Annotated in this window: 17 protein-coding genes and 1 pseudogene; 3 read left to right on the top strand and 15 right to left on the bottom strand. The window is 45.9% G+C overall.

Going from position 1 to position 20,655, the window contains the following annotated elements; all coding sequences use genetic code 11:
• Positions 1 to 108: 108 nt before the first annotated feature.
• From glgB to H8Z82_RS14305, 4 genes are all read right to left on the bottom strand, one after another.
• Positions 109 to 1,995: a 1,4-alpha-glucan branching protein GlgB gene (gene glgB, locus H8Z82_RS14320; protein ID WP_019160427.1), complete on the bottom strand. Its 1,887-nt coding sequence runs from the start codon at positions 1,993 to 1,995 to the stop codon at positions 109 to 111.
• A 325-nt stretch (positions 1,996 to 2,320) separates the two neighbouring features.
• On the bottom strand, positions 2,321 to 3,655 hold the full coding sequence (locus H8Z82_RS14315; protein ID WP_186995477.1) for a polysaccharide deacetylase family protein: 1,335 nt from the start codon (positions 3,653 to 3,655) through the stop codon (positions 2,321 to 2,323).
• 89 nt (positions 3,656 to 3,744) lie between these two features.
• Positions 3,745 to 4,989: a trigger factor gene (gene tig / locus H8Z82_RS14310; protein ID WP_186995476.1), complete on the bottom strand. Its 1,245-nt coding sequence runs from the start codon at positions 4,987 to 4,989 to the stop codon at positions 3,745 to 3,747.
• Between the two features lie 28 nt (positions 4,990 to 5,017).
• Positions 5,018 to 6,631, bottom strand: a complete 1,614-nt coding sequence (locus tag H8Z82_RS14305) for a polysaccharide deacetylase family protein (protein WP_186995475.1) — start codon at positions 6,629 to 6,631, stop codon at positions 5,018 to 5,020.
• A 213-nt stretch (positions 6,632 to 6,844) separates the two neighbouring features.
• Between H8Z82_RS14305 and H8Z82_RS14300 the strand changes: the two genes are divergently transcribed.
• A complete protein-coding gene (locus H8Z82_RS14300) occupies positions 6,845 to 7,291 on the top strand; it encodes a hypothetical protein (protein WP_019160423.1) in 447 nt (148 codons plus the stop codon).
• A gap of 78 nt (positions 7,292 to 7,369) precedes the next feature.
• Here H8Z82_RS14300 and H8Z82_RS14295 read toward each other — a convergent pair whose 3' ends face one another.
• From H8Z82_RS14295 to H8Z82_RS14255, 9 genes and pseudogenes are all read right to left on the bottom strand, one after another.
• Positions 7,370 to 7,816 (bottom strand): DUF1934 domain-containing protein, encoded by a 447-nt coding sequence (locus H8Z82_RS14295; RefSeq protein WP_019160422.1) that lies wholly within the window; start codon positions 7,814 to 7,816, stop codon positions 7,370 to 7,372.
• A gap of 36 nt (positions 7,817 to 7,852) precedes the next feature.
• Positions 7,853 to 8,674 (bottom strand): glutamate racemase, encoded by an 822-nt coding sequence (gene murI, locus H8Z82_RS14290; protein WP_019160421.1) that lies wholly within the window; start codon positions 8,672 to 8,674, stop codon positions 7,853 to 7,855.
• A 36-nt stretch (positions 8,675 to 8,710) separates the two neighbouring features.
• Entirely contained in the window at positions 8,711 to 8,953 is a 243-nt protein-coding gene (locus H8Z82_RS14285; RefSeq protein ID WP_019160420.1) for a hypothetical protein, read from the bottom strand.
• A 44-nt stretch (positions 8,954 to 8,997) separates the two neighbouring features.
• Entirely contained in the window at positions 8,998 to 10,671 is a 1,674-nt protein-coding gene (locus H8Z82_RS14280) for a GerAB/ArcD/ProY family transporter (protein WP_186995474.1), read from the bottom strand.
• Complete coding sequence (locus tag H8Z82_RS14275; protein ID WP_243176490.1) at positions 10,668 to 12,224, bottom strand: spore germination protein; 1,557 nt, start codon at positions 12,222 to 12,224, stop codon at positions 10,668 to 10,670. The genes H8Z82_RS14280 and H8Z82_RS14275 overlap by 4 nt, the downstream gene beginning before the upstream one ends.
• Before the next feature lie 123 nt (positions 12,225 to 12,347).
• Positions 12,348 to 13,067, bottom strand: coding sequence for a GntR family transcriptional regulator (locus tag H8Z82_RS14270; RefSeq protein WP_173744178.1), 720 nt, complete (start codon positions 13,065 to 13,067; stop codon positions 12,348 to 12,350).
• A 36-nt stretch (positions 13,068 to 13,103) separates the two neighbouring features.
• Positions 13,104 to 13,967: pseudogene (ispE, locus tag H8Z82_RS14265) on the bottom strand (4-(cytidine 5'-diphospho)-2-C-methyl-D-erythritol kinase); the annotation flags it as partial.
• 183 nt (positions 13,968 to 14,150) lie between these two features.
• On the bottom strand, positions 14,151 to 15,710 hold the full coding sequence (locus H8Z82_RS14260) for a DUF3794 and LysM peptidoglycan-binding domain-containing protein (protein WP_243176489.1): 1,560 nt from the start codon (positions 15,708 to 15,710) through the stop codon (positions 14,151 to 14,153).
• Positions 15,711 to 15,770: 60 nt separating this feature from the next.
• Positions 15,771 to 16,178: a protease complex subunit PrcB family protein gene (locus H8Z82_RS14255; protein WP_186995472.1), complete on the bottom strand. Its 408-nt coding sequence runs from the start codon at positions 16,176 to 16,178 to the stop codon at positions 15,771 to 15,773.
• 145 nt (positions 16,179 to 16,323) lie between these two features.
• Here H8Z82_RS14255 and H8Z82_RS14250 point away from each other — a divergent pair, with 145 nt between their 5' ends.
• Complete coding sequence (locus H8Z82_RS14250; protein ID WP_019160413.1) at positions 16,324 to 17,067, top strand: lysophospholipid acyltransferase family protein; 744 nt, start codon at positions 16,324 to 16,326, stop codon at positions 17,065 to 17,067.
• A gap of 17 nt (positions 17,068 to 17,084) precedes the next feature.
• On the opposite strand, the gene H8Z82_RS14245 is transcribed toward H8Z82_RS14250, so the two are convergent.
• On the bottom strand, positions 17,085 to 18,590 hold the full coding sequence (locus H8Z82_RS14245) for a recombinase family protein (RefSeq protein WP_186995471.1): 1,506 nt from the start codon (positions 18,588 to 18,590) through the stop codon (positions 17,085 to 17,087).
• Between the two features lie 94 nt (positions 18,591 to 18,684).
• On the opposite strand from H8Z82_RS14245, the gene H8Z82_RS14240 reads away from it, so the two are divergent.
• A complete protein-coding gene (locus H8Z82_RS14240) occupies positions 18,685 to 19,920 on the top strand; it encodes an ATP-binding protein (RefSeq protein WP_186995470.1) in 1,236 nt (411 codons plus the stop codon).
• 152 nt (positions 19,921 to 20,072) lie between these two features.
• Here the strand turns inward: H8Z82_RS14240 and H8Z82_RS17400 are convergent, their stop codons facing one another.
• Positions 20,073 to 20,429: a hypothetical protein gene (locus H8Z82_RS17400; RefSeq protein WP_243176488.1), complete on the bottom strand. Its 357-nt coding sequence runs from the start codon at positions 20,427 to 20,429 to the stop codon at positions 20,073 to 20,075.
• Positions 20,430 to 20,655 lie beyond the last annotated feature (226 nt).

Here is a 20,655-nt window from a genome sequence, read left to right as displayed (position 1 = left end):
TCAACATGTACAAACTTAACCAACTCTTCCTGTTCGCGCTCATTATATCGCACTCAGAAAGAAAAAGCAATTATTTATTTTGCACGAATTTTTAACGCTTTACCATGTTTAATAGGTAAATACTGCAACTCCGTAAGCAGGAAGCGGATATGCAAAGGAAAATGGTCTGTTATCGCACTCCTGTTTCTCAGCCTTAAAGGTTTTTGTTTCTGTTACCAGTCCCTCTTCATCCATGATCAGCTTATATTGTTTTTTCTTTGGCACACCTACTCTGTAATCCGGACGATCCACAGGAGTAAAATTAACCACATACAAAATATTATTTCTTCCTGTAGGTGACTTTCTTACAAAACTGAAGATACTCCTGTCTCCATCATTGGCGTTGATCCACTCAAAACCGGACGGATCATTATCCATAGCATAAAGAGCAGGATATTTCTTATAAATCGTAAGAAGATCTGCATAATATTCCTGCAGCTTTCTGTGCGGTTCTTCCTGCAGCAGGAACCAGTCAATTTCTCTCTCCTCGCTCCACTCTCTAAGCTGTCCGAAATCCTGTCCCATAAACAGAAGCTTCTTACCTGGATGACAGGTCATGAAGGAATATGCAGCCTTCAGATTTTTCACTTTCTCCTCCGGGCTTCCGGGCATCTTTTCCAGCATAGAGCATTTCAGATGAACCACCTCATCGTGGGAAAGTACCAGCACATACCTCTCACTATATGCGTAAGTCATAGAGAATGTCATCTTATTATGGTTATATTTACGGAAATAAGGATCTAGCTTCATATATTCCAGGAAGTCATTCATCCAGCCCATATTCCACTTCAGGCTGAAGCCCAGTCCCTCTTCCTCCACATCTCCTGTAACCTTCGGCCAGGCAGTAGATTCCTCTGCGATCATAACAGTTCCATGGTTTCTTCCCTGCACTACTGTGTTCAGATGCTTAAAGAAATCAATGGCTTCCAGATTTTTATTTCCGCCGTACTTATTTGCAACCCACTCGCCATCTTTTTTACCATAGTCCAGATACAGCATGGATGCCACCGCATCTACTCGCAGTCCGTCTACATGGCATTCCTCTACCCAGTAGAGAGCATTGGCGATCAGGAAGTTCTTTACCTCCGGACGGCCGTAATTATATATTTTTGTACCCCACTCCGGATGCTCTCCCTGTCTAGGATCCTCATGCTCGTACACTGCAGTTCCGTCAAAGTTAGCCAGACCATGGGCATCCTTTGGAAAATGTGCCGGCACCCAGTCAAGGATAACTCCAATCTTATTGCGATGGAAATAATCAATCATATATTTGAAATCCTGAGGTGTTCCATAACGGGAGGTAGGAGCGTAATATCCGGTCACCTGATATCCCCAGGATCCGTCAAAGGGATGTTCTGCAATTCCCATCAGTTCTACATGGGTATATCCCATCTTCTTCACATAATCAGTAAGAACAGGGGCTAATTCACGATAATTATAAAAGCCTTCCTCATTCTCTTCTGTCCATCCATGCTTCATCCAGGAACCGGGATGTACTTCATAAATCGCCATGGGCTGTGTTTTATAATCATACTTTTCTCTGTTTCTGATCCATGTAGCATCTTTCCATTTATAATCTGTAATATCTGTAATCCTGGATGCAGTTCCGGGGCGCTTCTCAGCCTCATTCGCATAGGGATCTGCTTTGTAAAGCTTCTCCCCGTGAGCGCCTGTAATAAAAAACTTATACAGTTGTCCGATCTCTGCTCCCCGTACAAAAACCTCATAAACCCCGATGGGGCCCACTTTCTTCATGGGATTTGCAGTCTCATCCCAGCCATTAAAATCTCCGATCACTGACACTGCCTGTGCATTAGGTGCCCAAACAGCAAAATATACCCCCTTTTTGCCACGTCGGGTACCAGGATGTGCTCCTAATTTTTTATATACTTCATAGTTGGTCCCCTGACCAAATAAATACTGGTCTAAATCTGTAAATTTCATATTTTCACCCATCTGGAGTCCTCCCTTAACGAACTGACCTTTAGTCATTCTATAGCTTTTATTATACCAATGACCATCCTCTACGTCAATTATATTTCTGTGTATATTCAACAATTTTTTTGATGATTTTATGTGTTTTTTGTAAAAATCATTAACTATAACCTTTTCATTTCATGATATCAGGGGCAAAAGGTCAACGTAAATCAGCGGAGCAATTTGCAGATATCAAAAAAGAGCAGTCCCCTCTGCGATATATCTGCAATTCTGAGTATATATCACAGTTTTACAGGAACTGCTCTTCTTTCTTTTATCCGGACAGATCTCTGAAATTCATTGTTTATTCGTATCCGTCCCCATAATCTACATTATCATCACTGTAATCTCCGGAATCATCATTGCTTCCGTCGTCATAGCTACCATCATCATAGCTGCTGTCATCTGTGCTTCCATCTCCGGAATCTGAACTTCCATCAGAATAATCCTCACTTTCGTCAGAAGAGTCTGTACTTGCATCAGATGTACCATCTGTTCCGTCTGCAGAAGCTGCTGCATCAGAACCGCCCTGATATCCCGGAACCTGTCCGCTGTCCAGAGTACTCTGCCAGAAATCCACATAACATACATTCTGCAAGGTTACATTCTTGGCTTCTGCCATCTCACTTACAGTTACAAGTTTATATCCCCTTGCAATAAGATCTGGTATCAGCCTCAAAGCTGCCTTTACAGATGGCTCATGAATATCATGCATCAGGATGATACTTCCATCTGTCAGATCTCCATTCATTACCGCACTGTAATCTGCATCTGCATCCATAAGCTTCCAGTCCTCTGTATCCAGAGACCACATAAAGAACGGCTTATTTACAGTATTATAAATATCTGAATTTCCGTCTCCGTAAGGCGCACGTGCCACACTGGCAGCCTGTCCGCATGCCTGAATCAACGCATCATCTGTATCAGAAAACTGCTTTGCAACTGCATCAAGATCAATGGTAGTCAGCTGTGTATGATCCCAGGAATGACTTCCAATCTCACAGCCAAGTTCCAGCATACGTTTTGGTGCATCCGGATATTCACCGACATTCTGGCCAAGCATAAAGAATGTTGCATGAGCATTATTCTGTTCCAGGCAATCCAGCAACTCATCTGTATACTGTCCCGGACCATCATCAAAAGTCAGCGCCAGCATGGGGCGCTTCTGAGACGGATCATAGGTACCGTCATCCTTGAAGAAATAATCATTCACTCCCTTGGTTACCCAGCCGGTCTGTAAATATCCATTGGAATCGAAGGCATATGTCTGTCCGTCAATCTCCTGGAAGCCCCCGGCATAATATGTACCATCTGCGTTCTGATACCATTTCCCATTGGAATCCTCATGCCATCCAACAGTCATGGTGCCTATTTTATCTGTATCTGATTTTCCCCTCAGCGGCTGTCTCACTGCTGCATTCGGATCAGCAGTCTGCTCAGTCTGTGCCTGAGCCTCTACAGTTTTCTCTGTATTACCGCCTCCGGCTACACGATGTGCAACAGGAATTATGATCCCTCTGACCACAAATACAATTGCCAGAATCAGTCCCACGACATAAAGGCCTAATCTTGTATAGCGCCTGATCATCATCTGACGTTTTTTTCTGCGCATTCTTTCACGCAAAACCCGCTTATCCATTGTTACTTTTTCCCCACTTTTTGTTTAATATTCATGTCAAGTATCTCTTATTGCTCTATCATAACTCATTTACCCGGTAAATACAATCACTATTCCGTCTCTGTACCAAGCTCATCTTCCAGATTCTGATCCACTTCTGACTCTTCTGTCTGGCTGTCTCCTGATGCAGAATCCTCTGCCTGTTCTGCAGCACCCTCTGCATTATCTGCTACTGTATCTCCGTTTGCTGCCTTTTCACTCACCTGCGCATTCTTCACAATAAAGTCTTCCACCCGCAGCAGTCCCACAGACTCATCCACATAGCTCTGCCCGTAGGTATCTACCAGTTCTGCAAGATTAGCAGCTCCCATCTGTTTTACAAGCTCCTCCTGCACCTTAAGGCTTTCCTTATCATCCAGGGAAAGTCCCTCTGCATCCATAATACCCTGAACGATCAGGTTCTGCTTTACCTTGCCCTCTGCATACTGGCGGCTCTGCTCATCAAAAGCATCCTTGGAGATTCCCTGGCTTTCCACAAACTCCTCAAGTGTCATATCTGCCTGCTTCGCATAGACCTCCATACTTTTACGAAATTCAGAAATCGCATTTTCCACATCTGCCTCAGGATATTCCTTTACCTCTGTGTTCTCCAGAACTGTATTCCACGCCGTGTTTTTCAGCACCTCACCTGCAGATTCCCTGGCTTCCTTTTCCAGAGTCTTACGGGTTCCCTCCCGGTATTCTTCTACTGTGGTATAATCTGTATTTTTTGTTACCCATTCATCTGTAAGCTCAGGAGCACGGCGGACATTCTGGACAGTCACCTTATAGTCTGCCTTTTTTCCTGCCAGTGTACTGTCACTGTAATCTGAAGGGAAATCAATAGAAATTTCCTTTGTCTCCCCCTTCTTCATGCCAATCACACCCTGCTCAAACTCCTGGAACATCCCACCGTTTCCTATGATAAAATCATAATTATTGGCAGTTCCTCCGTCAAAAGTCTCTCCGTCAATAGTTCCCACATAATTCACTGTGACCAGGTCACCTTCCTGAGCTCCGTCAGAAACTGCCTCTGCTTTATCCTGAAGCTCCTGGTCGATTCTGGCCTGCACATCATCATCTGTGATGACCTCCACTGTATTATCCAGAATCAGCCCCTTATACTCTCCTAAAGTGATGTATTTATCTACATTATCAACAGAAACCAGCCTAGAAACCCCTGCCTCCACAGTTTTTCCATCTGAATTCTCCTGTGTCTCTGCAGTATCTGTCCCTGTTTTTCCACTTTCCCCACAGCCTGTCACTGTCAGCGCCAGACATGCAGCAAGCATGGCAAGATATATTCTTTTCTTCATATTCTCTCCCTTCTATCGCTATACTCCGTTAATTCTGCCCCATAGGCGGTACCGGTACCGGTCTGGCAGAATCAAACACTGAGCTGGCATCAAACAGATCCGCCAGCAGATCCGGATTATAATACATCCGGTATCCATCCAGATTTCTTCTTCCCATGCGGAAATATCTGTCACGGAGCTGCACGTAATATTTACTGGAGTCCACATTGCAATAATAATTATAGCCCTGGCTCTTCAGATACTCAAATTTATCTCCGGAATAGTCCTCCACTCCTGTAAGGTCTGCGCCAAAAGCAAAGATAATGATATCTGTTCCTCCGATCAGAGGATCCACATTTTCCTTAAACTTCTGGGTATCTGCCTGGAGTCTCTCCAGACTGATCTGACTTACATTCAAATGTCCCCAGGTATGGCTGGCAAAGACCCATCCTTCCTCTTTCATAGCCTGGGCAACCTTTTTGGCTTCTTCTCTCTCAGTATCCAGGTTAAAATCAGGATGACTGTTCAGCCAGTCTACCTTATTCTGGTCCAGATCATCGGGCCGTGTCTCATAGCTGATATCTGTACGATATCCCAGAATTCCGTTATAGCCGGTTAATGCCACAATTCCCTTAGCTCCCCGATAGGAAAAATCCGGATGCTCTTCTACAAAGCGGTCGATCAGCGGAACCATATCATAATCTCCCACAGATACACTTCCATCATCATTTACATATTCATTGCGGATCTTACCGTTCTCATCCACCACCAGTTTGGTGGCAAATCCGTCACCGTCCATATAATGATAATAGCACACATCATCCTGTGAAAGGACAAACGGCACTTTACCGGGCGGCAGAAGAATTTCTCCTGCGCTCATATTACCATTCTCATCTACCTTGGCCAGATCATAAATATTTACCATTACATAGCCTTTATCATACATGCTCTGCGTGATCTTATTAAATTCATCTATGGTGGTCATTACCTGATCGTAATCTGCAGCCTTGTAATCTCCGTCAAAGGCCTTAGAGGTATCTGCGATCAGAGTGTGATAAAACACATGTGTCACCTGATCGATAGGCCAGGATACACAGGAATCCTTTTTCTTCTGATATACCTCCACTGCATGCTGAAATCTGCTGTTGGTCTCATAGTAAGAGCTTTCCTTCAGAACCTTGATTGCCTTGTCATAATTATACTGCTGACTGTAAAGCTTAGCTCTTTTGTATATCTTTTTCTCTTCTTTGGTCATTGTTTCCTGATTATCCTCAGGGGCAGGAGTCTCCTCCACCTTTGCAGAAGTCTGCTCTGTCTCCTTTGTTTCTTCTTTTTCCGTCGCTTCTGCTTTCTTTGTATCCTCTGCAGTCTCTTTTTTATTGCTTGCTGTCAGCTGGGAAATTTTCACCTGCTGCTCCTTAAAAAAAGTCTGAAGCTCCTCTCCGTAAAATCCCACGCCAACACCTATGGCTGCCACTGCAGCAACAAGGATCCCGCCTACAATACGACGGTTCCTCCTTTTACGCTTCTCACGTCTGCGGCGCTCCTGTCTGGCAGCTTTCCGCTCTTCATAGGCTTTATCATCGTCTTCCACAGGTACATCCTGTTCTTTTTCCAAAAGTCTCTCCTCTGTTTCAACAGAATCAGGCTTCATTTCGCTCATAGTTTTCTCCTTTATCCATATAAGTAAAGACAACATCCTGTTCCTTTTCGCTTTGCGTCCGGAAACAGGTTATACATAATTAATTATACCCCGAAAACAAATAAATTTCCACTTATTTTCCGAAAACCTGCACGAACAGTAACTTGCGTTTTCAACAATTTAATGGTAAAATAAAACAATGATGTTTACACTACATTAATTAGGAGGATGCAAATGAGCACAGTAACAATTGTCCTTCTGGTCATTCTTGTTATCCTGATCGGTGCACTGATCGGTTTATATTTCTTTGGCAAAAAAGCACAGAAGAAACAGGAAGAGCAGCAGGCTCAGATCGAAGCAAGCAAACAAACTATTTCCATGCTGGTTATCGATAAAAAGAGGATGCCACTGAAGGAATCCGGCCTTCCTCAGATGGTTATTGATCAGACCCCTAAGCTGATGCGCCGTTCCAAGCTGCCAATCGTCAAGGCAAAGGTTGGCCCCAAGATTTCCATTCTGATCGCAGATGAGAAGGTTTTCGACCTTATCCCTGTGAAAAAGGAAATCAAAGCAGAGGTAAGTGGTCTTTATATCGTAGGAGTAAAGGGACTCCGCGGTTCTCTCGAAGCTCCGGCTCCGAAAAAGAAAGGGTTCTTCGGCCGTTTCAAAAAGAACAAATAATCAACTCAAAAATAAAAAAGGCTGCTGTTGTCACAGCAGTCTTTCTTATTTTTTCGCCTGTACAGGCAGACATACCAGTTATAAAGTAAATTTCTTACAGTCCTTTGGCTGTGCCTGAATAGCCAGGCAACAATCTGCAACATGCTCCTGGTTCATATCCAGTGCATAATCCACTTGCATGTTCAGTCCTCCGTCCTTTTCCTCCAGGAAAAGATTGGTGGCTGCGATCCCCATCTCAATGGTTCCGTAGGGAGTCGAATAATAGGTCATATTCTTCTTTCCCTGCTCAAAAACCATATGTACATTGACTACTCCCTTTTTGCGGACTTCCATGCCCTTAGGAGACATTTTTATGTAATTAATGGTAGGTTTCCGGGAATCCTCCACAATTTCCTCATAACGGAGATAGTGGCTTCCGTTGCGGAAATAGTACTCTCCCGGCACAATGATCTCCACCGGCTCCTCTTCTCCCTGAGAATCAATCATATGTAAACCTTTTACATGAATCAATACTTCTTTATCCATCTTTCTCTGCTCCTGACAGGCTGCCCTTACAGCGCCTTAATACTTCTCAATATCAATTTTCTTGGTCATTTCCACATCATAAGGAAGAATCGAATTGGCAAATTCCTTAAACTCATCTGCCAGATCACTGACAAAAAAGCGATAAGGGAACTCCTTCTGCTGTGCCCCTGTACTGGAAAGTCCCTTTTCCGCCAGCAGTCTGCCCAGCTCCAGAGCTGTCTCATACGCCGGATTCACCAGACACACATCCTCTCCCATAATTTCCCGGATGGTGGAACGAAGCAGGGGATAATGTGTACATCCCAGAATCAGTGTATCCACTTTTTTATCCTGCAGCTCCCTTAAGTATCTGGCCGCCACCTCTGTAGTCACCGGATCATGCAGCCATCCTTCCTCTACAAGAGGAACAAAAAGAGGACAGGCCTTGCCAAATACCGTGATCTCCGGGTCCAGCTTCCTGAGATATTCTGCATGGATGCCGCTGCCCACAGTACCCACAGTACCAATGATCCCCACACGCTTATTTCTGGTGCGGGCAGCAGCCACCTTGGCACCGGCTTCGATCACTCCGATAATGGGAATGTCAAAGTCGTCCCGTATAGCATCCAGAGCAAACGCACTGGCTGTATTGCAGGCAACCACGATGGCCTTCACCTGCTGTTCCTGAAGAAAGCGGCAGATCTGGTGCGAATACCGGATGACCGTCTCCCGGGATTTATTCCCATAGGGCACCCGCGCTGTATCGCCAAAATATACTATTTTCTCTGAAGGAAGGTTACGCATGATCTCCCGCGCTACTGTCAGTCCTCCCACACCGGAATCAAAAACGCCTACCGGTGCCTCTCTGTCTGTTTTCATTGCTCAATCTCCATCTCTTTGGGTTATTTTCCTATTCTAACACCAATCGAGAACCTGTGCAAGCCAGAAGGAAATCTTTACTTTTTCTTTTGTATTCTCAGGTTTTTCCGCAAAGCAGAATTTCGGATATAAAGATCCCCACCAGGCAGTGATCTGTGCCTGTTCCCTGTAAATATTTTCTGTATATTCTGTTCTCTCCGGTACTGCATTTACCAGAAAAGCCCCCACAAGTCCTGCTGCTAAAGACAATACCAGTCTTCTTTGCCTTTTTTTCTCCATAAACCATATCCTCCTTACAGAAAGCATTTCCAGTTCCCAAAACTTTATACAGAAATTTCCAGACTGGAATCCGTCACTGTAATTTCCGGCAGCTTTGGCATGGTATGGCTTTTATATTTCTCATAAAACACCTGCCGCAAAGTTACCGTATGCACCCTGCGCCCGGACATCCGGTTTTCGATCAGCCCTGTAACATATTCTCCCAGAGAAGAATTATCCTGCCCCTGCCAGTTCAGCACCTGGCTGGCATTTTCTGCCTGAAATACATACAGATCCTCTCCCACAAAGGCTTCCTGCTTCAGATAGTCCAACACCAGTTCCCACCTTCCATCCTCCAGAAGCGGCTTCCCCAGCACTAACACCTGAAGGTGCCCCAGATCCCGGAATTTTTCCTGAGAACGATCATAAGCCTCCTCTATCTGTGTAAAATTCTCTCCTCTGATCGCCAACACCCTGGTGCTTCCATTTTCCTCCTCTTTTCCCTGTCCTGTACTTTCAGGCAGATCAGGCATTCCATAGGAAACCAGAAGTCCATCCTCAGAGGCATCCACCCCCAGAGCCAGGGCATACATTCTTTTCTCCGGCTCTACAGCCCCTGCACAGCCACCCAACATTATACTGCAGATAAGTGCTCCGGAAATTATCACCCCTTTTTTTCTGTGGCGTTTTTTTGACCTCAGAAAAAGAAATATCTGACAGATCAAAAGACCGGGAACAAAAATATAGCCAAGGTACCAGCCAAAAGACTCCAGAATCCACTTTCCTGTCCGGGCAATACACCAGATCAGAGCTGCTGTGACCACAGTCCACACCTTCCCCCATCCCAGTCCTGCTCCTTCCGCGATCTGCCGGCTATAATGCAGAAGGCTTCCCAGGGCAAACAGAAGACTGTACAGCAGAAAACCCATCCACAGTACATCAAATCTGGCCAGCACATTTCCCGGCAGGTCTGCTCCGTCCAGCAACGGCAGCACCGGATATCTCTCCTGAACAATCCTGCCATATCCCAGCACAGCAGGAAGGAGCACAGCCATTCCCATAAGGATTCCGCCCAATGTGAGAATCCCCGCCAGCACTGTTTTCTCTGCACTTGCATATTTCTCCACATTTCCCAGAAGAAAGGGAAGGAGCCCTACAGCAGAAAACGCACATATGGTTCCGTAAAAGCCCTCCAAAATCTCCTGACCCGAAAACTTCCATGCAGCAGCCATATCCTGCAGATATTCTATCTTTCCCTGAGGAATACATAGAACCATCATCAAAATCATGCCTCCCAGCAGCACCCCTCCGGATATCTGTGCCATTCTTCCTCTGCCGGGCATTCCTCCCCTGATTCCGGTCATGCACACCAAAACTGCCCAGAAAGTAATCCATTCCTCAGACATTCCTGTGATCAGGCTTACCGGCACCAACTGTCCCAGAACAGCCAGGATATAGCCGCCTGCCATAAGAATAAACACTATGAAAAATAATCCTGTCAGCCGCCCCACAAGAACTCCTCCGCTTTTCTTCAGATTCTCAAACACCGGTGTCATGCGGATAAGAACGATCACATAAAAACCCAGAGGGATCAAGGCCATTGCCATGCCAATCAATGCATTGATCCCATTCAGCTTCCTGGCTCCGTACATGCACAGAATAAAAGGCGCCAGAAACTCCAGGATCATCTGCCTGTAAAGCTGTCTGTGGGAAATTCTGTTATTTTCTGCAAATCTCATGACTGCTCCTTTCTTTTCAACCGCAGGCTCTGGTCTTCTCTGGCATAGCCCGGCCGAAAGATCCTTCTGCGGATAGGCAGCCGCCAGATTCCCTCCCCGGAATTGGTTCCGGAAGTTTTTTTCACAAAGGGCATCAGATAAGGAATTCCAAAGCTGACAAGTCCTGCCAGATGTCCTGCTGTAAGATATATTCCCAGAACAATACCGTAAATTCCCAGGCCGCCTCCCATAACAAGGAAAACATATTTCAACAGCCGAAATGCTGCCGCAAACTCTTCATTGGGAACTGCAAGAGATCCCAGAGCAGTAAGTGCCACGATCATCACCACAATAGGGCTGACCAGGTTTGCCTCCACAGCCGCCTGCCCGATCACCAGGCCTCCCACAATTCCAATGGCATTTCCCAGGGCACCCGGCACCCTCACTCCCGCTTCCCGGAGCAATTCAAAGGACAGTTCCAGAAAAATCAGCTCTGTCACACTGGAAAAAGGAACTCCCTCCCTGGCTTCTGCAAAGGAAAGGATCAGATTCCCAGGCAAAATCTGAGTATGAAAACGTATCACTGCCAGATAAAGTCCCGGCAGAAGGGTAGCAGCCAGCACTGCCAGATACCGGAGCATCCGCAGGAAGGAAGCCATCTCAAATCTGTGATACCAGTCCTCGCTGCTCTCCATAAAGCTGCCAAAATTTCCAGGCAATACCAACGCTTCCGGAGAGTTATCACACAGGAGTACCACCTTTCCATTCAGAATTTCCTGCACAGCCCGGTCCGGCCGTTCTGTAGTCTGATACTGGGGAAAAGGCGAATACCATGCGTCCTCCGTCAGCTGCTCCAGCATCCCACTGTCCAGGATCCCGTCAATCTCAAACTCTCCCAACCGTTCCTTTACCTCCTCCAGAAGCTCCTCATGGACCAGATCCTCCATATAGAGAATCTGCACCAGAGTGTGGGACCGGACACCCACATTGTATTCCTCCACCTTCAGCCTGGTATCCCGCAGGCGCTTCCTCACCAGCGCAGAATTACTTTTCACACTGTCGGAAAATCCTTCTCTGGAACCTCTGAGTACCTTTTCTTTATCTGCTTCCGATACTCCCATAGCCGGATATCCTTTGCTTGATATTTTCATGGCCCTGTCATAACCATCCATAAAGAAAACTGCATTTCCTGTAAGTATGGCACTTAGTGCCTCTTCCATTCCGGATAACTTCTTTACATCTGCGATTCCCAGACTGTTGTACTGAACGAACTCCCGGATCTGTTCCGGGGAAACAGTCCAGAAATGATTGATCATTTTTCCAATGGCAGAATCATCCAGCATCATATTGGAAACAGCAACCTCAATATATACCATCAGGCAATCTACCTTTCGCTGTTCTCCCAGCCGCATGGGACGGATCAGAATATCACTGCAGTTTTCCAGCCGTTTTCTCAGATACTTCTCATTTTCCCGCAGACTGGAGCTGATCTTTCTGTCCTGTGCGTTGTCCCCTTCCTGCTCCGGCTGTCTTTTTTTCTCCTGCTCCAATGCTTTCCCTCCTGATTTCCTCATGATTTTATCCTTTTACTCACTTCCCTCTCTGTCCTTTTCCTTCGGATGACTTTCCACATCCTATTTTTTCCACAAAAAAAGAGAGGTCTTTCACCTCTCTTAGAATCTCCGGAATTTGAAATTTTATTTATGATTTCTGCTCTTCTCTCTCTCCCGCTTCTCCTTTTCCGCATTCTCTGCCTCAATGGATCGCATGATCGCCATTCTCTGATTCTCAATATGCTGAAATGACAGCTCCTTTGCGCGCTCCACATTGCGCTCCCGGATAGCCCTGGTCAGCTCCTCATGCTCCTTCACCAACACATCTCTGGTTTCTCCCTCTTTCAGATATTCCACCCTGTAACGGTAGATCTGCTCACGCATGTTGTTCAGCACCTGGATCAGACGCTTGTTGTCTGATGCCCGATAAATAATCTCATGAAAGGCCACATCAGCCTCTGCCAGCTTTACCAGATTTCCCTCTGCAATAGTATGCTCAAACTCCTTGGCTGCAAGCCACAGTTTGCTCATCTCCTCCTCAGTCATACGGTCACAGGCCTTTTCAATGGCAACATTTTCAAGAGCAATACGAACCTCAAGAACATCATTCAGATCCTTCTCTGTAATATTGGCAACCTGGGCTCCCCTGCGCGGGATCATCACCACCAGTCCCTCCTGTTCCAGCTTGCGCATTGCCTCACGAATAGGAGTTCTGCTGACTCCCAGCCTTTCTGCCAGTGCAATCTCCATCAGTCTCTCCCCCGGTTTCAATTCCCCCTTCAGTATTGCCTGACGCAAAGTATTAAAAACCACATCCCGCAGTGGCAGATATTCATTCATATTTACGGAAAACTCACTTGTCATCTGTATATTCCTCCGCTCCTTCTGTATATTTCAATATCAAATCCTGTTAAAGACTCTGGTTCCAAATACTGTTTTGGCCAGATTACTCTCTCTCAGGATTTTCGCAGCAGCATCCATTTTCTCCTGACTGTCAAAAATGCCAAACACTGTAGGGCCGCTTCCACTCATCATAGCCTTCAATGCCCCATGGCTCTCCATCAGATCCTTAATCTCCTGAATCACAGGATACTGACCAATAATTCCCGGCTCAAATACATTTCCCATTTTGGCAGTCATTCCCTGCAGATCACCATTCTGAATATCCCGAATCATTCCGTCAATATCCGGATGATTCTGAATCCCAGACAGATTCAGGCTCTCATAGGCTGCCCTGGTAGATACATTGATCCCCGGCTTACCGATCAGCACAAAGCACTCCGGTACCTGAGTGATTCCGGTAAGCTTCTCACCGATCCCCTCTGCCAGAGCCGTACCTCTCATAATACAATAAGGAACATCTGCCCCAATCTTTACTGCCCGGTCCATCAGTTCTCTCTCGCTCAGTCCAAGCTTAAACAGACGATTGATCCCCACCAGTGTTGCTGCCGCATCAGAGCTTCCTCCTGCCATTCCTGCAGCTACAGGAATAAACTTTTCAAGTCTGATGGTAACTCCACCCTTCACCTGAAATTCATCCATCAGAAGCTTCGCTGCTTTGTACACCAGATTTCTCTCGTCACAGGGAATATATGGATAATTCACAGACAGAGAAATCCCGGGGGCTTTCTTTTTCTTTATCTCCAGCACATCATACATCTGAATGGTCTGCATGATCATCCGCACCTCATGATATCCATCCTCTCTTTTTCCCAGAATATCCAGTCCCAAATTAATCTTCGCCAGTGCACGTAAACGCATATAACCCTCCGTTTGTTCCTTTGTTTTTTATTCTTCAGCAAATACCCGGTATTGGAACCGGGCTTTTGTACTTTGTATACAAAGCATTCTTGAGTTTTATTTTAAATCATTTTCAGCAGGATTTCAATACAGGAAACTCTGTTTTTTTGTGGGATTTTTTTCAATAACAGAACCTGCGGCAGCCTTTTAGCTCTGTACCTGTTTTACCAGAAGCAGAGACTGGCCGGGACTGATCTCCGCCTCCTGCAGACTGTTCATCGTGCAGATTTCCTCCACTGTGGTATAAAAGGATCTGGCAATATCCCACAGCGTATCTCCCGGCTTAACCATATAAACAGTAACACCTGGCATATCCTGGATCTTCTTCATATCCAGAGGTTTCTCCTCCACATGATCAATGATCATTTCCTCCCACTGCCTGAATACCAGCACATTCAGCCCTACAGAAGCCTTTACCTCGATCTCATCTCCGTCAGCCATAGTCACAGAAAGCTGCTCCAGCTCCGAATGCAGAAAATACCTGCAGTCCGGACCCACACCCTTTGCATCGATCACATGGGTAAAGGGCAGCATAGCTTCCATAGAATAAAAGGGCATCTCATCATTACCAATAATATAAAGAAGCCTTAGGATCACAATTCCCTCTACCTGGATTCCCTCCTCCGTAATCCTGGTCTTATCAATCTTCACCCTGCCGCAGCTATGGCAAAGCTGCAGCACTTTCCCCTGGCTTTCCTTTACTTTAATTCTGTCATTCATCCGGAACCTGGATAAATTCCGCACCAGAAGACTTTCCAGAATCTCCTGTTTTCCATGAAGCACGCATTCTTTCAGAGGAGTATATACATCCTGGACCAGATCATACTCTACCTCCCGGTATAGCTTCATATTCAGCTCCAGTACAGCATCTACCTGAAAAATCCTCTCCTCCCCGTCTCCATCCGGTTTTACCTCCATCCCCTGATGGATCAGGGAAACCTCAATATGGGGAATCAGCTCCTCCCCACACCCCTGACACTCCATTTCCCTGGAAAAGGGCAGGGTATATTCCTGCCACTGCGGCAAAGCTTCCTCATCTGTCCCTTCATACAGAATAAATACTGCCAGCTCTCCCTTCACACGTATCTTATCCTTCTCCACCCGCAGATCCAGGTTTCTGGGTTCTATAGTGTGCCATAAAAGGGACTCCACATTAGGCCGGTTCGCTGCAAGTTCAATATCTTCTTTAATACGTAGCGTATCTTTTTTATGTATACAGAGACTCATAAGCCCCACCCGCTTCTTTTTTACCGAAATATCCTCTTCCTCCAGAGCCACCGGTATCTGAATCCCTGTTGTCTCATCCACCGCAGCATAAAAGGTTACGATGGCCTTGATATTCAGCTTTCTTGAATGGATCACATGGATGCTCAGATCCTCCATCTCCCAGTTCAGACAAAGCTTATCTCCGCCCTCTATTCCCTCCAGGTTCACAGTCTCATCCACCGGCAGCTTCGCTGCCAGACTATATATTCTGCCTTCCTTCTCCCCTACATAAAGCATATCTACGTTCAGGCTCCCCTTCAGAAAAGCCCTTCCTTCACTAAGGCGCACTTCATCCATGGAAATCTCCGCCTTACTCTGGATCATCCTTCCAATATCCGGTCTGGTATCTGGCACATTATAATCCTCATCAAAGGTTACCTGGCTGGCAGCCTTACTTTTCACCCGAAGCATCTGCACAGTTTCTTTCTTCAATTCCATCATTCTCTAATCCTCTCCTTCTATGATATACAGACTCAGATCTCTATTTTTTGTTTCCTGTCCTCACAAGAATTGTACCGGTTTATCCGTACTTTTTATTTTCAGGACAATGCAGGGATAGGAGGGCTCCTGTCCCTGTTTCCCCTCAGCAGGTCCCAGAAGCCGGGTTTTACAGAAAACTCCGTTCTCCGACTGTGAGACCTCCTCTACCTGAATACTGTAGCCACCTGTTACCTGAGTGCCATACCCTTTCATCAGATACATACTGTCTTCCACCTTATAGGTCATCTGAAAGCCCTTCTTCTTTTTCTGTTCCATAAAGCGGACTGCTTCTGCAGGGATTTCCTCCTGTTTCACAATTGTATATTCCAAAGGAGTGCGTTCTCCCTCCTCTATCTTAATGAGCCCACATCCGGTCAGAAGCATTACAGCCAGCAAAAAAACCATGGCCATACAGGCTTTTTTTCTCACAATGCTACCTCGGCATATTTCTTTACTAGCCATTCTATGCAGATTCAACGGGATTTATACTTGCAGGCTGTGGGCAGATTCTTTATAATGAATACAATGACGTTAGGATCAATCTCTCAGGGACTGATCCGGAAAGGATTCACAAATGATACGTTTTATTCTTGTCTGTATTGTGGTCATCGGATATCTGATCCTGTCTATCCCGATCTTACTGGTAGAATGGATCATCGGCAAATTTTCTCCTATGACCAAGGATATTAGCTCTCTTCGAATCATTCAGGCTGTATTTCGATTTATCCTGTGGATCACAGGAGCCAAAGTCACAGTAATAGGAGAGGAAAATGTACCGAAGGACACCCCTGTCCTGTATATCGGTAATCACAGAAGCTACTTTGACATCCTCCTCACCTACAGCCGCTGCCCTATCCGCACCGGCTACATTGCCAAAAAAGAAATGGAGAAAATCCCTCTCCTGTCCACCTGGATGAAATATCTCCACTGCCTCTTCCTGGACAGAAAGGACATCAAGCAGGGACTGAAAACCATCCTGGCAGCTGTAGATAAGGTCAAATCCGGCATTTCCATCTGTATCTTCCCAGAAGGCACCAGAAACAAAAATACAGATGACCTGGATATGCTCCCCTTCCATGAAGGAAGCTTCAAAATCGCCACCAAGACGAAATGCCCGATCATCCCCATTGCCATCAATAACTCTGCAGATATTTTCGAGGCACATTTCCCGAAGATCCGTCCTGCAAAGGTTGTGGTGGAATACGGCAAGCCCATCTACCCTGATGAGCTGGACAAAGAAACAAAGAAGCATCTTGGCGAATATACCCAGGGCATCATCCACCAAATGCTTGAAAAAAATAAATCTCTTACCCAGTAACCAATACCCGGAACTGTTTAGAATTTCCACTGGATCTGAACAGTTCCGGGTAAAATTTTCAAAACTGTGATCATCTTATCCACTGTAAACCGTTTCTCATCAAATCCAATATTATCCCAGAGACTAATATTGGACACTACTCTCTCCATCTGTTCCGGCGTTGCCTGATTTTCAGACAAAGCTACCAGTTCCTCCGATTTCTGCCTGCGAAGCTGATCCAGCTGATCCACCCTCTGGTCAATATAGCTACTCAATATCTCTCCTGCCCCTGTCAGCGATTCCACCAAGATCCCGATCTCCTTCTCCAACGCTTCTATTTCCTCATATATTTTCTGCACTCTAAGATCTTCCTTCAGGGATCTGTGTCCCACAGGAGCCTGACCCTCTCTCAGCTTTTTTACCATCTCCTCATATACATGTCGCTCCACATCCTCCGTATAAATTTTTCCACACCCCGGACAGGCTTTATTATTCAGACGCCGGGTGCATCTAAGGTACTGTTTACCAGACTTTGTTTTTACACTCATCAAAGCATATCCGCAATGTCCACATTTCACCTTTCCTGCCAGCCATGTATTCACAGCCTTCCGGTTCGCCACCACTGTTTTATTTCCCAGAAGCTTGATCCTGCAGCCCAGCCATATTTCCGAAGAAACCAGCCCCTCATGAGGGCCGACCACAAGCATATGTCCCCGCAGATTCTGAAGCTTATCCGTATCTGCGCCTCTGCCCTGATACAGATAACACCCATGTATGCCGTCAAACATTCCCGGATCACTGGCAATATTTGTCCCCTGGCTTCTGAAGAAACGGTACACATCCATATCCGCACGCACATATGCCGGATTCCTCAGCAGCTGGGCAAGCATTGGGCGGATCAGCGCTTTTCCATAAAACAGGACTCCCTTTTCCGTATAATACCGGGTGATGTCTCCATAAGAAGTCTCCGGCTGACAATACATGTGAAAAATTTCCCGGACAATCTCCCCCTCTTCCAGCTTCTCCACCAGCTTCTTGGTATGGATCCCATCCATTATGATTTCCTCCAGCCTGTAACCATAAGGTGCCTTTCCTCCCATATGAAATCCTTTCTGGCTTCTGGAATAATAAGCATCACAGACACGCTTCTGGATCGTCTCCCGCTCCAGCTGGGCAAACACAATACAGATATTTAACATTGCCCTGCCCATAGGCGTAGAAGTATCAAATTTCTCAGTGGAAGACACAAACTCTACCTGATATTGCTGAAACAGCTCCATCATATTGGAGAAGTCCAGAATAGAACGGCTGATCCTGTCCAGCTTATACACGATCACCTTCTCTACCTCTCCTCTCCGGATATCCGCAAGAAGCTGCTGCAGCTGAGGCCTGGTGGTATTTTTACCACTGTATCCACGATCCTTGTACTCCCTGAAGGATCCGCCCTTCAATTCATACTTGCAGAACTCAATCTGACTCTCAATAGAGATACTGTCTGCCCTGTCCACGGACTGCCTGGCATAAATTGCATTGATTCTGTTCATAAAAGCCCTCCTTTTTCATCTGTGTATGGTTTTTTCATATGATTACATTTATAATTTAATTATATATCACCGCTTATTCACAGGAGGAACCCATATGCGCAGAAAATGTACTGATTCCCTGATCCAGTGGAAAAAAAATCCCCACCGCCGTCCTCTCCTTCTCCAGGGGCTGCGGCAGACCGGTAAAACCTGGCTGGCCCTGGATTTTGCAGAAAAAAATTACAAAAATACCCTCTATCTCAACCTGGAGACTGACAAACCAGTGGCAGATTATCTCTCCGTATCCAGGCCTCCCCAGGATGCGCTGCTTTTCCTGGAGACCTACGCCGGAAAACCTCTCAAGCCCTCTGTCTCACTGCTGATCCTTGATAACATCCAATGTGTACCAGAGCTTTCCACACTTCTGGCAACGATCTCTCTGGATCATCCACAGTATCACATCCTTGCTATCCACAGAGGCCTTGCCTCCCCTGAGCTCTACAGCAAAAATGATTTCCATATTATCAGCCTGTATCCTCTGGATTTCGAGGAATTCCTTTGGGCAAATGCGGAATATGCCCTATCCAGGGAAATCCGCAGACACTTTTCCACCCTGACTCCCCTGGAAAAAGAACTGCACCAGAAAGCCCTGTCACAGTTTTATCTCTACCTGGTCACCGGCGGAATGCCACTGTCTATACTGGAATACCGCAGGGAGAAAAAACTGCTGATGGTACCGGATATACAACAGAAGCTATTGGAACTGATCCTGAGTGATATTTCCAGCCAGGCTCCCACAGGAATGACCCGCCACTGTCAGAATGCCTGGCTCTCCATTCCCGCCCAGCTTGAAAAATCCAGCCGGAAATTCCAGTATTCCCTTATAACCAAGGGCGCCACAGCCAAAACCTATGAAAAGCCACTGGACTGGCTGCTCCGGTCAGGATATGTCCTTGCCTGCCGCCGGACCTCCCTGCATCTGTATCCCACTGACTGCGGACTGTGCGCCAGAGTACTGGGTGTACCATCTTATCAGTTGCTCACCGGTTCCGACACCCCGGCAGCCAGAGCCTGCACCGAAACCTTTCTGGCACAGCACTTTACCAGAAACGGATACACCCTCTCCTACTGGTCCAGCGGCAACCAGGCCGAAGTGCCCTTCCTTCTGGAAAAAGAAGGCCGGCATATTGCTGTGGACTACCGCCTGACCCCACATCAAAAAACCCGGAACCTTACCAGATTCCGGGCTGAAATGAATACAAACGCAGAAATGTACCTGCTGTCGGTGGAGGACTTCAGGGAAAAAGAAAACTACCATATTGTACCGGTGTATGCGGGGTTTTGTGTGTGATACGCCAAAAGGGACTGTCGGATGACAGTCCCTTCTTGTTTGCAAAAGAGCCTCTGATCAATATAATCAAAAGCTCTTTTCGCTGGTTTACCAGTATTTTTTCACATAGCTGACAGCTTCCGATTTTCATTCCGACACAAAGGAAGCATAGGCTAAATTTCAAACTCTTTATATAATTGTTCCCTGTATTTTTCATCTTCAGATGCTCTTTTCGCATCTGCATAACGTTTATCATCTAAAAGTATTTTCATAAGCATCCCAAGACGATTCTCGCCCTTCTTAATGCCTTTCTTTTCGCCTTTTTTTTCGCCCCTTTTTTCGCCTCTTTCTTCTGCATAGGAAATCATACTCAACATATCGGACACCTCCTTCTGCCGGATCTGACTGTCTGAATCCGGAATGTAAGACAGTACTTTCTTCTGATTACCGGAAAATACACCATATAAAAGGTCCATCAGTCCTTTTTCGTTTTGCTCTTCCCCTCCAAGACGTACTATGACAACTTCCATAAGGTCTGCTTCTGCAGCATCGATCCGAATGTCAGGAACACGGAAGCCTTCATTTTTATAATTATGTATCTTGTAATAGGATACGGTATTCTGCTACCGTGTACTTTAGAATATTGCCCATGATCGGCTTATATGAAAAAATATTTTTTGCCGCTTTGTCTTTGGTTTCTTTGCCTTTTAAGGTTCTCATTGTTGTGGAAATACTGTTTTTTACCTTCATGAGATA

The organism is Blautia difficilis, assembly GCF_014297245.1.
GTDB lineage: Bacteria > Bacillota > Clostridia > Lachnospirales > Lachnospiraceae > Blautia_A > Blautia_A difficilis.
The sequence above is the reverse complement of the archived record's forward strand: the minus strand, read 5'-3'. Positions and strand labels throughout refer to the sequence as shown.